Source organism: Streptomyces sp. NPDC002446 (assembly GCF_053595675.1).
In genome coordinates this window covers 121,127-135,021 of record NZ_JBSFYC010000002.1, presented here as the reverse complement: position 1 = coordinate 135,021, position 13,895 = coordinate 121,127, and the positions used below count along the sequence as shown (strand labels likewise).

Genomic DNA, 13,895 nt, shown 5'->3' with positions numbered 1-13,895 from the left:
CGGCTGAACGGGCGGAGGAACGTACTGACGCGGGCCGCCCGCCATGGACCGGTCCAGTCGAGTCCGGTCCATGGCGGGCGACGGAGGCTCAGCAGGTGACGACCTTGCCGTAGGAGCCCCTCCCCCAGTGCCAGGTCCATGCCTGGCCGTGCTGGTAGGTCAGGCACTGCGAGTCGGGCCCCCAGTCGATGACCACCTTCAGGTGCATGGCCCGGCCGCAGTCGTTGCCCACGGTCACCTTCTTCTCGTGCTTGATGACGTCCCGCCGGACGCAGGCCGGAGCGGTGCCCTGGATGCTTGCGCCCTCCGTGGCCTCGGTGGTGGCGCGGTCGCCGGGGCTCACCTGTGCGGGCGCGGCCATCGCGTTCCCGGCCGGCAGGGCGAGCCCACCGCCGAGCGCCGCCGCTGCGGCGGCGAATGCGAGACGCTTACGGAGCGCGTTCCTCATGACGCGGAGTCCTTTCCTCGGGTGCTCTGGCGTTCCCTGACGTGAGGGAGGGCGGCGGGCCACGCCGCCCGAGCTACGCCATCGAGCGTGCGGGGCAGACGACCGCGATGGCCATGCCCCTCGCCGATCTGCCGCACTCCTGGGACGTCCCACCCGCTGACCAGCGCGAACGGCCCCGGCCAGGACGCCAGCGTGGGACGCCGCGCGGCACCGACCCGGCTCCTGCCGCCACCGGACGCCACCCAGCCGATTCAGCCGATTCAGCCGATTGCGATGCGTAGGGGCCCGACCGCGCTGCGTATGCCCCCTATCGTGACTGTGACGGAGCCGATAGCGGGGTGGCCGCTCCTGTGCGCATGCTTCCCAGGGGGCAGCGAGAGAGCGAGAACGACGATGCCCATTCCCCGCAGGTCCATACCCTTGGCCGCCGGTGCACTGGCCGCCGCCACATTGGTGGTGACGGTCTGCGGCGCCGGTGGCGTCGCAGCGTCCCAGCCCGGCGACGCCAAGGGCATGAGCACGTCCGTCCCGGTGCTGCCCGCGCACTTCACGGAGCAGAAGGTCCGGTGGACGGCCTGTGGCGCGGACGTCACCCCGAAGGCCGTGCCCGGCGCGGAGTGCGGCTGGGTGGAGGTGCCTGTCGACTACGCCGCCCCGAACGGGGAGACCGTCAAGCTGCGCGTGTCGCGGGTGCGGGCCGAGGACCACGGTCGTCGGCTGGGGTCTCTGTTCTTCAACCCCGGCGGGCCCGGCGCGGGCGGTGCGTCCGACGTGGCCAACGGAAACTGGCAGGCCGGTGGACAGGCTCGCGCCCGCTACGACCTGGTCGGCTTCGACCCACGAGGCATAGCCGGGTCCGGGCAGATCACGTGCCCCGACGGCGTGGCGCAGGGGCCCGAGAACCCGCCGCGTACCGAACCGGAGGCCGAGAAGACGTTCGCCGACGCTGCTCGGCAGTCCCAGGCCTGCCGAAAGGCGAGCGGCGCTGTTTTCGCGCACATGGACAGTGCGAGCGTCGCGCGCGACCTGGATGTGCTGCGTACGGTCCTGGGGGACGCCAAGCTGAATTACACCGGCATCTCCTACGGCACCTTCATCGGCCAGCAGTACATGAAGCTGTTTCCCGAGAAGGTGGGCCGGATGGTGCTCGACGGTGTCGTCAACCCCGCCGCCGACATGCGGCAGGTGGCCCGGCTCGACATCAAGACCGCCGATGACGCGACGCGGCGATACGCCCAGCACCTCGTCGCCCGCGGGGATGCCCGGCTGGGAGCCACGACCGGGGAGATCCTGCGAAGGCTCACCGCGTTCGCCGAGAAGCTGGAGCAGAAGCCGCTGCGAGGGGCCGACGGCGAGGAATTCACCGACACCGCCCTGTCCTCATATCTGGGAACGGCCGTGACGGACGAGAAGAGCTGGAAGCCGCTGACCAAGGCGCTGGTGGCCGCCCTGGGCGGGGACGGGACCGCCTTCGAGCGCTTTGACACCGAGATGACCGGCGGGAGCGGTGGCCAGCAGCCGACACCGCAGGAGGAGCGGGCCGAGGAGAACGTGTCCTTGAGCATGCCGGCGGTGCTGTGCCTGGACTCCCCGTCCGCGCCGAAGTCCCCCAAGGAGATGCTCGACACCGCCGACGCGTTCGCCAGGCAGTCGCCGCTCTTCGGGCGCTACTACGCCTGGCAGATGATCGACTGCGCGACATGGCCGATCGCGCCCAAGGGTGCGGCCCAGCCGGTCAAGGCGCCCGGGGCGGCACCTGTGCTGCTGGTGTCGTACACCGAAGATCCGTACACGCCGCTGGCGAACGCGCAGGCCGTGCACCGGCAGTTGAACAACAGCTCACTGCTCGTACGCAAGGGCCAGGGGCACGGGGCGTACGCCTCGGAGCATCCGTCCACGTGCACCGACCGCGCCGTCGACACCTATCTCGTCGGGGGAAAGCTGCCGGACAAGACCGCCGCCTGCCCGCGCTGACAGGCGCCCGTCGATTTCCGGGCCGCGTGCCTACAGACCGGGCCGTGTGACTACAAACTGTGCGTGCAGCCTTGCTCGCCGTAATACCACTCGTACTGGCCCATGACCCACGGGTCCGCCGTGATCGTGAAGGTGCCGCGCGGGGCGGGACAGTGGAACGTCGTGGTGACGATGCCGCGGCCCGGCGGAGGCTCCGGCGCCATGGTGGCCGCGGAGGCGATGCCGGCGCCTCCGGCGCCGAACAGTGCGGTGACGAACGCTATCGCGATGATCTTCTTCATCATGACTCCCAGTCCCATCGCGTGCGGGAACTGCCTCTGAGGACGATACACGCAACCACCCAATTCGGAACAAGGGGAAAATTCACCCGATGTCCGGGATGGGTGTGGGCAACGGTGCGGCCAGGAGAGCGTGTGATGGGTGACGACCGCCGGTTGAACCGAACCCTCCGCCCGTCCGTACAGAGAGGTGCGGCGGCTCTGGTCTCGCGGGTCTGGTCTGCCGTGCCACCACCGGGGCCCGCACGGAAGGACCTGCGCGTTGTCACTCTCCACACACTCTCCTCAGCAGCCGAATGCGAACGCAGCGGCTACGGCGGATGCGGCAGCCACGGCCGAGGAGCCGATCACGGGCACGGGCCTGCCGCCGGAAGGCCCTCCGGAGCGGATCCCGGACGACACCTCCGCGGGTGACGACCCCGCTGGTGACGACCCCGCTGGTGGCGGCACCTGGCGCGACCGTCACCCGTCCATCGCGCGGACCCTCGCCTACGCCACCACAGCCCTCTCCGCCCTGTTGGTCGTCCTGGCTCTCCTCCTGCCGAATCAGCTCGCTCTCCTGACAGCCAGTCAGTTCGCGCGCATCCCGGTGGAGGGCATCTTCAGTGCCGCCCTGCTGCTCGCCCTCCCGCCGAAGGCGAGGCGGGTGGCGGCTGTCCTCGCCGGGGCCGGTCTCGGCCTGCTGACCGTGCTGAACCTCCTCGACATCGGCTTCAACGAGACGCTCGGCCGAGGGTTCAACCCGGTGTTCGACTGGGTCCTGTTCGACGATGGCGCGTCGTTCCTCCAGGACTCGATCGGCCGGGCGAAGGCGACCGGTGTCACGATCGGAGCCCTGGCCCTCGTTCTCGCCCTGCTCGTCCTCGTGACGCTGGCGGTCGTCCGGCTCAGCAACCTCATGGCCCGGCACAGCGCCACCGCGAGCTGCACCACCCTGGTGCTCGGGACCGTCTGGGTCGCCTGTACGGCGCTCGGCGTGCAGGTGGCCGGCGTGCCCGTCGCCGCGGAGAGCGCTGCCGGGCTCGTACAGAACCGTGCGGAGCAGGTGCGGGCGAGCCTGGCGGACGAGCAGGCGTTCGCGAAGGAGGCCGCCGCCGATGCGTACCGCGACACCCCGGGCGACCGGTTGCTGACCGGGCTGCGCGGCAAGGACGTCATCTTCACGTTCATCGAGAGTTACGGACGCAGCGCCATCGAGGACCCGTTGACGGCTCCGGGAGTCGACGCAGCCCTCGCAGACGGCACCAAACGGCTGCGCGCGGCCGGGTACTCCGCACGGAGCGGCTGGCTCACCTCGGCGACGTACGGCGGGAGCAGCTGGCTGGGCCACTCCACCTTCATGTCGGGCCTGTGGATCGACAACCAACAGCGCTACCGCACCCTCACCGCCGGCGACCGCCTGACCCTCACCGGCGCCTTCCAACGCACCGGCGGCTGGCGAACGGTCGGCATCATGCCGGGCCTGACCAAGGGCTGGCCGGAGGCGTCCTTCTACGGCCTCGACCATGTCTACGGCTCCCGGGACCTCGGCTACAAAGGCCCGAAATTCAGCTGGTCGACGATGCCCGACCAGTACGCCCTGTCGGCCTTCGAGCGCCTGGAGCACGGCAAGAACCACACCGGAGAGCGGGCCGGGCAGCGAGCCGGGCAGCACTCGAAGCCGCTGATGTCGTTCGTCGTCCTCACCTCCAGCCACAACCCCTGGGCGCCCCTGCCCAAGACGATCGGCTGGGACGAGATCGGTGACGGATCCGTCTACCACGCCGTCGAGAAGGCGGGCAGAAACCCCGTGGACGTCTGGAAGCACACCGGCCAAGTACGCACCGAGTACGGCAAGTCCATCCAGTACTCGCTGCACAGCCTCGTCTCGTACCTGCAGAAGTACGGCACCAAGAACACCGTCCTCGTCTTCCTCGGCGACCACCAGCCCGTCGCAAAGGTCTCCGGCGACCACGCGAGCCGTGACGTCCCGGTCACGCTCGTCGCCCACGACCCGGCCGTACTGAAGCGCATTTCCGGCTGGCACTGGACGCCCGGCCTCAAGCCCGGTCCGAAGGCACCGGTCTGGCGCATGGACACCTTCCGCGACCGCTTCCTGACCGCTTACGGCCCGCAGTCCGGTTCCGCTCCGTCCCGGCCCGGCCCATGACCGCGAGCCTGAAAGACGTCGGCGGTCGGGAGGCTGATCTCGAAGCGGCAGCCGGCGCCCGCGTTGCGGACCGAGGCCTGCCCCGCGTGTGCCTCGACGATGCCCCGTACGATCGCGAGGCCCAGCCCGGCGCCGGTGTCGTCCCGCGGTGTGCGGGCCTGACCGCCGCGCCACCCCGTGTCGAAGACCCTGGGCAGGTCCGGCTCCGGGATGCCGCCACAGCCGTCCTCGACCGCGACCACCACCCGGTCCTTCTCCCGGCGCGTGCTCACGGCGACCGTGCCGTCAGCCGGCGTCGCCCGGATGGCGTTGACCAGCAGATTGCCCAGCACCCGCGTGATGCCCTGTCCGTCGACCCGTACGGGGAGCGGCGCGACCCCGCCGTCCAGCAGCCGCACCCCCCGCTCCTCGGCCAGCGGCCGGGCCCCGGCCAGGGCGTCGTCCACCAGGTCGTAGACCGAGACCCTGGTCAGGGCAAGGGCGAGGGTTCCGCTCTGGATGCGGGAGAGCTCGAAGAGGTCGTCAACCATACCGGCGAGCCGCTCGACCTCCGTGCGGATCTGGGCGTGGTAGCGGCCCGGCTCCTCGACCACACCGTCCTCCAACGCCTCCGCCATGGCCCGCAGTCCCGCGAGCGGCGTTCGCAGGTCGTGCGAGATCCAGGCGACCAGCTCGCGGCGCGACGCGTCCAGCGCCCGCTCGCGCTCCCGCGACCGGGACAGCCGGGCACCGGCGTCTTCCAAGGCCGAGGCGAGGGCGGCGAGCTCGGCGGTGGGCGGGTCGGCCGGGGCGGTGAACCCGGCCTCACTGCCCACCGTACGGGCCGCCGCCGCGAGTTCCCTGCTGCCCGCGGCGATCCGGCGGCCGAACAGCAGCGCCGCGGCGAGCGAGACCACGCCCGCCACGGCCACCACGATCAGGACCACCCGGAGGTCGTGCCCGGACAAGAACATCTCCAGCGCCACGGCGACCGTGCCCGCGGCCATGGCGACGACGGCGAGGGCCGCCACCGCGAACATCGACACGACGACCGAGCCGCGTCGCAGCAGCCGTACGGCGGGGGCGGCCAGCAGCCCGGCGAGCAGGGCTCCCAGGGCCGCGAGGGCGACGATGAGCAGCATGTCCGTCACGGTCGTGGCTCACCCCTGCCGCTCTCCGCGCCGGTCCCGCCGTACGGGGCTTGGCCGTCATATGTGCCGTTGACGTCGTCACGGCCTTGTCCGTCACACGGATCGAAGCGGTATCCGGCACCCCACACGGTGGTGATCAGGCGCGGCGCCGCCGGGTCGTGCTCGACCTTCTCGCGCAGCCGCCGCACATGCACGGTCACCGTCGACAGATCGCCGAACTCCCATCCCCAGACCTCCCGCACCAGCTCCTCGCGGGAGAACACCCGGCCCGGATGGCGCAGCAGGAAGAGCAGCAGGTCGAACTCGCGGGAGGTCAGGGAAAGTTCGCGCCCGCCGCGTTCCACGCGCCGCGCCGCCGGGTCCGCGGACAGGTCACCGGCCCGCAGCAGCGCCGGCCGGGCCGCATCCGGCGGCGGTGCCTCCGCGCGCCGCAGTACGGAGCCCACGCGCAGGACGAGTTCGCGCGGGCTGAACGGCTTGGTCACATAGTCGTCGGCGCCCAGCTCCAGCCCCAGGATCCGGTCCGCCTCGTCGCCGCGCGCGGTGAGCATCACCACCGGCACCGGCGGTCCCCCGCCCGCGCGCAGCCCGCTGCAGACCTCCAACCCGTCCAGCCCCGGCAGCATCAGGTCGAGGACGACCAGATGCGGCCGGAAGACGGCGGCGCGATCCAGTGCGGTGAACCCGTCGGCGGCGTGCTCGACCGCGTAGCCGGCGCGGGCGAGATAGCCCGTGACGACCTCGGCGACGGTCGGATCGTCCTCGACGACGAGGACACGGCGGCCGGGAACGGCGGCGGAACGGGCGTCCGAGGGCGGGCTGTCCACGGCGTCAGCCCCCAGCCCGAGCGAGATCGGCGGCGCCGAAGGAGACCGAGAACCTCGCGCACCAGATCACGGCGGAGCGGAACTCCGAGGGATCCGTGCCGTCCGGGAGGGCGTAGTTCTGGTTGCCGAGGTTGCCCTTGAGCTTGCCCAGCTCGATGGCTCCGGCGCCGAGGCCCTTCTTCACCGCACCGGCGTGCCGGGGCGACAGGTAGACCCGTACGTCGGGGCCTTCCGAGGTCTTCAGGTCCTCCAGCCGCAGCACCTGGCCACCGTCCGCCAGCCGCACCGTACGGGCGATGCCGCTGGTGGCGTGCTCGTGGGAGACGAAGCGCCCCTCGGCGAGGTCCCGGGGCCGTGTGGACATCCCGGAGCCGTCCATCCCCGGCTTGCCCGCCTTCTGCATCGAGGGCGCGGAGACGCTCGGCAGCGCCTCGTCCACGGTGGTGCTGGTGAACGCCTTCCACGGCTGGAAGAGAAAGAGCCCGACGCCGGCGGCGAGCAGCAGCACGGCGAGAGCGGGCACGAGGGTACGGCGCGACAGCCGAAGACGGCGCGACACAAGGGCCTCCTGAGGTGCGGGCGGGGCGACCGGCGCCGCCCCGTCAATCATGCGCCCAGGAAATCAGCCCGGGCCCCGCCGGGGGTCCCCGCGGAGCCCGCCGTAAGACTCCGGTAATCACGGCCGGCGGCGCGGACGAGCGGCAGGCCCCGGTAGGCCCAACTCCCGTGCGGCGACCGTCCGGAAGTCGTGCGGCGGACGGCCGGTGACGCGGTGGACGGTGGCGGTGGTGCGGTCCTCGGCCCCTTGGGCGATGGCGCGGTCCATACCGGCCAGCATCTCGGCGAAGTCGAGCGGCATCAGTGCGGCCAGTCGGTCGCGCAGGGCGTCGTATGTCAGGGGGTGGTGGACCACGGGGCGGCCGGTGACCTCGGTGACGATCGTGGCGATGTCGTCGTGGCTGAGCGCTTGTGGTCCGGTCAGGAGCAGGTCGGTGTTGGGCGCGCGGTCGTTCGTCAGGGCGTGTACGGCGACCGCGGCGATGTCGTCGGCGTCCACGAAGCCGACCCGGCCGGTCCCGGCCGCGGTCCGGATGACGCCGTCGTTGCGGATGCTCTCGGCGTGGGCGTGGGTGCCGGTGAAGTTCTGCATGAACCAGGAGGGCCGCAGCACCGCCCACTGGTCGAACAGGCCGGGCAGTGCCTGGTGCACCGTCCCCACCGCCGGGCCGCCCTCGGGGATGGCCGACGAGCTGAGGAGTACCGCCCGGTGTACGCCGGCGGCGCGGGCCTGCCGGAGGAAGGGCAGCATGACCGCGGCCGGGTCCGGGTCGCCGACGGGCGGGACGAGGTAGACACGGTCGGCTTCGCTGAGGGCGTCGCCGAAGGTCGCCGGGTCGTACCAGTCGAAGCGCACCGGTTCCGCATCCGGGAGCGCGGTGGCGCGACGACTGGCGGCCCTCACGCGCTGACCTGCGGCGATCAGTTGCGCGGTGGTGCGGCTGCCCGTGGTACCGGTGGCGCCGACGACCAGGGTGGCGGCGGTTTCGGTGGCGGTCATCGGGCGCTGCTCCCCGTGAAGTTCATTGCGGGTTCGTGGACCGCGAGGGGGTTCCAGTAGTCGCGGTAGGAGGTGAAGTGCCCGTCCTGGACGGTCACGACGGCGATGTAGGTCATGTCGAAGGGGCTGCCCGTCGTGACCAGGCGGCCGACGCCGCGCATCTCGACCACGATGGTCGCCGGGTCGGTGGTGGTGTGGATGCGCAGGTCGGGGAAGTCGTGCAGGTCGATGTGGTCGGGGTAGTCGCGCATGTAGGCGGCGATGGCCGCCCGCCCCTCCAGCCGCTCGGGCCAGCCCCTCGGAGCGAAGGGGAATTCCATGACGCCGTGTTCGGCCCACAGGCCGACCCAGGCGGGAATGTCCTTGTCCAGGAGCAGGCGCAGGCCGTGGCGGTACAGCTCCGCCGGCGGAGTGGAGGTGTCTGCGGGCATGGGTCTCTCCGTCCCGTACGATACGGACCAGCGGTCCGCTTCTTCGGTTCGAAAGATACGGACCGCCGGTCCGCATCGCAACCCGGAGGAACCCACGCCATGCCCGAACGCAAGCCACGCAAGGACGCGGCCCGTAACCGGGCAGCCGTCTTCGCCGCCGCCGACACCCTCTTCTCCCAATGCGGCAGCCCCGAGGAAGTGACCATGGCCGATATCGCGGCTGCGGCCGGCGTCGGCAAGGCCACGCTCTTCCGCGCCTTCGGCGACCGCACCGGGCTGATCCGCGCGCTGTACGAGGCACGACTCGAACCGGTCAGGAACGCCGTCGAAGAGGGCCCGCCACCACTGGGGCCCGCCACCCCACCGCTTGAGCGCGTACCGGCCCTGCTCGACGCCGTCCTGTGCTTCAAGCTCGACAACCGCCACCTCGCGCTGGCCCTGGAGGGAACCGGCACGGACAGCCCCTATCGGACGGCCAACTACGAGCAGTGGCACGCCCTGCTCCGGGACCTGCTGGATCGCATCCCCGGTCTGACCGAAGGCGACTTCACCGCCCACGCGCTGCTCGCCGCCACCCGAGCCGATCTCGTCGCGTACCTGGCCGGGGAGAAGGGGGTGCCCCGCGACGAACTGCGCGAACAGCTGGCGGACTTCACCGCCGGAATCCTCGGCACCCACGCTCAACGAGGACCGGCCGCCGAACACTGACACCCGCCGGACGGGCACCCCCTGTGCCTCACCCGCCGGACGGGCACCGCCTGTGCCTCCCTCCACTCGCGAGGCACCCTGGGCCGACTTGGCCGCGCGGATCGTGCGCCGGCAGCCACGGCGGCGCGCTGCCACCGCCGTTCAGGTGGGAGCCGAGGGGTCATGCGGCGTGTTCAGCGCACAGGCACCCGACGCCCCGCTCGATCCACTCCCCGCCGGCCCACTCCGGATGCCGCTCCATCAGCAGCGCCCGGACCTCGGCGACGATGTCGCCTTCGCCCATGGCGGAGTCACGCCGCTGCCAGGTCTCGTCGCGCAGTTCGCGCAGGTAGTCGCGGACGTCGGCGAGCACCTGCGGGCCACCGAGGTCGCCATGGCCGGGAACCACCACCCGGGGGCCGGTGGCGGCCAGCCGGTCCAGCACCGACAGCCAGCGCACGCCGGAGACGTCCGTGTCATGCGGCGGAAACCACGGGAAGATGGCGAACTGCCCGGTCTCGACCAGATCCCCGGCGAACAGCACCCCGGCGTCCGGCACTTCGACCACCTGGTCGCCCTTCGTGTGGCCCCGTCCGGTGGCCCGCAGCCGCACGGTCCGGCCGCCGAGGTCCAGGTCGTACCCGCCGTCGTAGACCACGTCGGGGACCGGCACCCGGACACCGTCGAGGCGGCCGGCGACCGGCCCGCCGAAGCCGCGGAACATCTCCAGATAGCCCGGGCCCTTCCTCTTCAGGTCGTCCGCCTGTGCGCGGTTGACCAGGTACGTGGCCTGACCGGCGAATACGTGCGCGCCGTAGGCGTGCTCAGGGTGAAAGTGCGTCGTGGTCAGATACAGTCGGCGGCCCTTCGCCACCTCGGACGCGAAGGCGAGGACCTGCTCGGCGTTGGCGGTGCCGATGCCCGTCTCGACGACCAGTACGGCTTGCGTACCGCCGATGATGCCGATGTTGGGTACCAGCCCGATCCGTTGGTTCGGGATCACCAGCAGGCCGGGGGCGATCTCTTGGGCACCGGCCACCTGCACGGCGGGGTCCGTCATCAGTTCGTCAGTCATGCTCCGATACCACCGCCCGGGCACCGCAGCCGTCCAAGACCGGCTGGGTGGTCTCGATACCGGGCGGATATCGTCGCCGGTCATGGAGCTACGCACGCTGCGCTACTTCGTGGCCGTCGCCGAGGAACTCCACTTCGGCCGGGCCGCCGCCCGGCTGCACATGAGCCAGCCGCCGCTGAGCCGGGCGATCAGGCAGTTGGAGACCGACCTCGATGCCATGCTGTTGCGCCGCTCCGCCGCAGGCGTCACGCTCACCCCGGCGGGGGCGGCGCTGCTGGACGAGGCACGTGTCCTGCTCGACCGGGCCGACCGGGTACGCGTACGCGTGGCCGCGGCGGCCGGCGCCGCGACCCTCACCGTCGGCATCCTGGGCGACGGCACCGACCCGGGCGCAACGCGGCTGGCCGCCGCCTACCGCCGGCGGCACCCGGGCGTCGAGGTCCGCATCCGCGAGACCGACCTCACCGACCCGACCTGCGGGCTGCGCGCCGGACTGGTCGACATCGCCCTGACCCGCGGGCCGTTCGACGAGACCGGCCTGACGGTGCATGAGCTGCGCGCCGACCCCGTCGGCGCCGTGCTGCGCGCCGACGACCCGCTGGCCCGCCGCGACCGCCTGGAACTGGCCGACCTCGCCGACCGGCGCTGGTTCCAGTTCCCGGAGGGCACCGATCCGATCTGGCAGTCGTACTGGAACGGCGGCGAGCCCCGCGAGGGTCCGGTCGTGCGCGCCGTCCAGGAGTGCCTGCAGGCCGTGCTCTGGAACGGCACGGTGGGGATGGCCCCGCTCGGGCACAACCCACCCGACGAACTGGCCGTGGTACCGCTCACGGACATGGCGCCGAGCCGCGTGGTGGCGGCATGGAACGAGGGCGACACGAGCGCGCTGATCCGGTCGTTCACGCAGATCGCGACGGCCGCCTACCGCGACTGAACCTCCCACCGCACCAGGAAACACCGCTATCAGCGTCAACCTGCGCGGCCGCGAGCTGGTGCGTCTGGACCGCTCCTGCGGCTTCTGCCGGGCCTGTCACCAGATGAGGACTCCGCCTCCCATCGCGCTCGCTCGCCTGGCGGCATCCTCGATGATTGCCAACCGCACGGAGATCACGCCCCTGTGTTCCTCGATCGTTCGCACATCTTCCGTATCTGCAGCGATCCTCTCCAGGTTCTCGCGGAGCAGGAGGCACTCACGCAGGAATGCGGGGACCTGCTCGGGTTCGACCTGCAGGTCCGCCTCGGCTAGGACCGGCAGGAAGACGGCTCCGAGCGAGCGCACCACTTCCGCGCCCCACACGCGAGTGCGCCAGCTCTCGAAGCCCGCGGCGTCCGAGCATCCGTCCGGAACGTCCTGCACCTGCGGCTCACCGTCCGCACCGACAACGAAGACATCTACCGACAAGCTCATGAGCGCAGTGGAGCACAGCCTCGACCGGGCGGTCCAAGGGATTCACCGCCATCGGGGCTGCAGTCAGCACGCTCAGGCCGCGTATCTGCAGAACTCCCCCACAGGGGTGAATCTGCATCTGGCTCTCGCTGTCCCGCCACTCCGCTGGACCAAGTGAAAGTGCTGCTCAGCGAGTTGACGTCGGTTCGCGATGCGCATGTCGGGGTGGGCTGGTGCGGAGGCCTTCCCCTCGTGTCGCGCCCGCGTTTCTTGGAACATTGCGGTATCGGCACCAGTGGGCAGCGGCGACGCCGAGCCGCGCATGTCTTCCGCGCCCCTGCCCCTCGCCGTCTCTGCCTCCACCTCCACCTCTGCCTCTGCCTCTGTCTCCGTCCCCGTCCCTGCCGTCGAGGGCGCGCGCCTTTCCCGCGGAAGCGGAAGGAGTTGCGGAGCCTTCAGAGCCGCTGGCATTCCCCGCTCCCTCGACCCCGGCACCACGTGAGGAACGCGTCAAAGCGCTCTTCGTACTGCGCCACCAGGCGAAATGCAGTCCGCTCGATCACCACTGCCGCGATCTTGAAAAGGACAGCACTATGCACCCTCGGCCCCCCGCACGAGCATCGGCCCTGGAAACGGTCCTGTTGGGCGTCACCGTCCTCATCCCCACCCTCGCCCAGGGGGCGGTCCTGCGCCGCCCCGTATGGTCCGCCTTGCCGCCAGGTTCGACACCAATCGCAGGGCCAATCGCACCCTCGCGCGTCTGCGCCGACGACACGGCGAGGGACCGGTCTCCGTCAGCGTCCCCGGACGGCGGGTACTGCTGCTGCTCTCCCCTCAGGACGCCCGGCGCCTGTTCACCGCCACCCCAGCCCCCCTCACCCCCGCCAACCGGGAAAAGACCGGCGGCCTAAGCCACTTCGAACCCGACGGAGTCCTCATCTCCCCCACCGAAGGCCGCCCAGAGCGCCGCGCCTTCAACGAGACGGTCCTCGACTGGGGAGCCCCGGCCCACCGCCTCGTCCCCGCCCTCACCCCCCGCATCCGCGAAGAGGCACAGTCCCTCCTCGCCCTCCACCACAGCTCCGCCCGCCCCCTGGACTGGGACGACTTCTCCGCAGCCTTCTGGCGCATCATCCGCCGCATCGTCCTCGGCGACACCGCCCGCGACGACCACCGCATCACCCAGCAACTGGCCACGCTGCGTACCACCGGCAACTGGCTCAGCCTCCGCACCCCGAAGGACCGGACCCGCGACGCGTTCCTCGCCCGCGTACGCGCCTACGTGGACAGCGCCGCGCCCGACAGCCTGGCCGCCCTGGTCGCCGCCACCCCCTGCGCCGAAGCGGCCCACTCCGTAGGACAGATCCCGCACTGGCTCTTCGCCTACGATGCCGCCTCCATCGCCACGTTCAACGCCCTCGCCCTCTTGGCCAGCCACCCCGAACACGCCGACCGGGTACGCACCGAACTCGCCGGCACAGAGCCCACCCAGCCGGCCACCGCCGACACGCTGCCCTTCCTCCGAGCCTGTGTCCAAGAGTCGCTACGCCTATGGCCCACCTCACCGGCCGTCCTCCGCGACACCACCGCGGAGATCACCTGGCACAACGGCACCCGCACCCCGGCCGACACCGGTGTCGCCTTCTACAGCTCCTTCTTCCACCGCGACCCCCAACACCTCCCCCATGCCGACCAGTTCGAGCCCGACGCCTGGCTCGACGGCAGCAACGAGGACAACTGGGCGCTGGCTCCCTTCAGCCACGGCTCCGCGCAGTGCCCCGGTCAAGACCTCGTCCTGTTCACCGCCGCGACCCTCCTCGCCACCCTCCTACGCGACCACGATGCCCATCTGCTGCTCCCCCGCCGCCCCCTCGCCCCGCCGGCCCCGCTCCCCCACACCATCGACCACACCTCACTCCGCTTCGCACTCATCCCCCGCTAAGGGGCCGCA

At 71.4% G+C, this 13,895-nt stretch carries 14 protein-coding genes; 5 read left to right on the top strand and 9 right to left on the bottom strand.

Features of this window, described 5'->3' with window-relative positions:
• Nucleotides 1–88 precede the first annotated feature (88 nt).
• Complete coding sequence (locus ACWD6P_RS02280) at nt 89–448, bottom strand: hypothetical protein (RefSeq protein WP_451442088.1); 360 nt, start codon at nt 446–448, stop codon at nt 89–91.
• A 420-nt stretch (nt 449–868) separates the two neighbouring features.
• Between ACWD6P_RS02280 and ACWD6P_RS02275 the strand changes: the two genes are divergently transcribed.
• Nucleotides 869–2,422: an alpha/beta hydrolase gene (locus ACWD6P_RS02275; protein WP_451442087.1), complete on the top strand. Its 1,554-nt coding sequence runs from the start codon at nt 869–871 to the stop codon at nt 2,420–2,422.
• 50 nt (nt 2,423–2,472) lie between these two features.
• Here ACWD6P_RS02275 and ACWD6P_RS02270 read toward each other — a convergent pair whose 3' ends face one another.
• Nucleotides 2,473–2,706, bottom strand: a complete 234-nt coding sequence (locus ACWD6P_RS02270; protein WP_451442086.1) for a hypothetical protein — start codon at nt 2,704–2,706, stop codon at nt 2,473–2,475.
• Nucleotides 2,707–2,962: 256 nt separating this feature from the next.
• On the opposite strand from ACWD6P_RS02270, the gene ACWD6P_RS02265 reads away from it, so the two are divergent.
• Entirely contained in the window at nt 2,963–4,849 is a 1,887-nt protein-coding gene (locus ACWD6P_RS02265) for a sulfatase (protein WP_451442085.1), read from the top strand.
• On the opposite strand, the gene ACWD6P_RS02260 is transcribed toward ACWD6P_RS02265, so the two are convergent.
• From ACWD6P_RS02260 to ACWD6P_RS02240, 5 genes are all read right to left on the bottom strand, one after another.
• Nucleotides 4,804–5,979, bottom strand: coding sequence for a sensor histidine kinase (locus ACWD6P_RS02260; protein ID WP_451442084.1), 1,176 nt, complete (start codon nt 5,977–5,979; stop codon nt 4,804–4,806). The two genes, ACWD6P_RS02265 and ACWD6P_RS02260, sit on opposite strands and share 46 nt — an antisense overlap.
• Nucleotides 5,976–6,806, bottom strand: a complete 831-nt coding sequence (locus tag ACWD6P_RS02255; RefSeq protein ID WP_451442083.1) for a response regulator transcription factor — start codon at nt 6,804–6,806, stop codon at nt 5,976–5,978. The genes ACWD6P_RS02260 and ACWD6P_RS02255 overlap by 4 nt, the downstream gene beginning before the upstream one ends.
• 4 nt (nt 6,807–6,810) lie before the next feature.
• Entirely contained in the window at nt 6,811–7,365 is a 555-nt protein-coding gene (locus ACWD6P_RS02250) for a DM13 domain-containing protein (RefSeq protein ID WP_451442082.1), read from the bottom strand.
• Between the two features lie 117 nt (nt 7,366–7,482).
• A complete protein-coding gene (locus ACWD6P_RS02245) occupies nt 7,483–8,364 on the bottom strand; it encodes an NAD(P)H-binding protein (RefSeq protein WP_451442081.1) in 882 nt (293 codons plus the stop codon).
• On the bottom strand, nt 8,361–8,795 hold the full coding sequence (locus ACWD6P_RS02240; protein WP_451442080.1) for a nuclear transport factor 2 family protein: 435 nt from the start codon (nt 8,793–8,795) through the stop codon (nt 8,361–8,363). The genes ACWD6P_RS02245 and ACWD6P_RS02240 overlap by 4 nt, the downstream gene beginning before the upstream one ends.
• Nucleotides 8,796–8,894: 99 nt before the next feature.
• On the opposite strand from ACWD6P_RS02240, the gene ACWD6P_RS02235 reads away from it, so the two are divergent.
• On the top strand, nt 8,895–9,503 hold the full coding sequence (locus tag ACWD6P_RS02235; RefSeq protein WP_451442079.1) for a TetR/AcrR family transcriptional regulator: 609 nt from the start codon (nt 8,895–8,897) through the stop codon (nt 9,501–9,503).
• Nucleotides 9,504–9,663: 160 nt separating this feature from the next.
• Here the strand turns inward: ACWD6P_RS02235 and ACWD6P_RS02230 are convergent, their stop codons facing one another.
• A complete protein-coding gene (locus tag ACWD6P_RS02230; protein WP_451442078.1) occupies nt 9,664–10,557 on the bottom strand; it encodes an MBL fold metallo-hydrolase in 894 nt (297 codons plus the stop codon).
• Nucleotides 10,558–10,639: 82 nt separating this feature from the next.
• Here ACWD6P_RS02230 and ACWD6P_RS02225 point away from each other — a divergent pair, with 82 nt between their 5' ends.
• Nucleotides 10,640–11,491: a LysR family transcriptional regulator gene (locus ACWD6P_RS02225; RefSeq protein WP_451442077.1), complete on the top strand. Its 852-nt coding sequence runs from the start codon at nt 10,640–10,642 to the stop codon at nt 11,489–11,491.
• A gap of 96 nt (nt 11,492–11,587) precedes the next feature.
• On the opposite strand, the gene ACWD6P_RS02220 is transcribed toward ACWD6P_RS02225, so the two are convergent.
• Nucleotides 11,588–11,965 carry a hypothetical protein gene (locus ACWD6P_RS02220; protein ID WP_451442076.1) on the bottom strand — a complete coding sequence of 126 codons (378 nt, stop codon included), beginning with the start codon at nt 11,963–11,965 and terminating at the stop codon, nt 11,588–11,590.
• A gap of 679 nt (nt 11,966–12,644) precedes the next feature.
• Here ACWD6P_RS02220 and ACWD6P_RS02215 point away from each other — a divergent pair.
• Entirely contained in the window at nt 12,645–13,886 is a 1,242-nt protein-coding gene (locus tag ACWD6P_RS02215) for a cytochrome P450 (RefSeq protein WP_451442075.1), read from the top strand.
• The last annotated feature ends 9 nt before the right edge of the window (nt 13,887–13,895 follow it).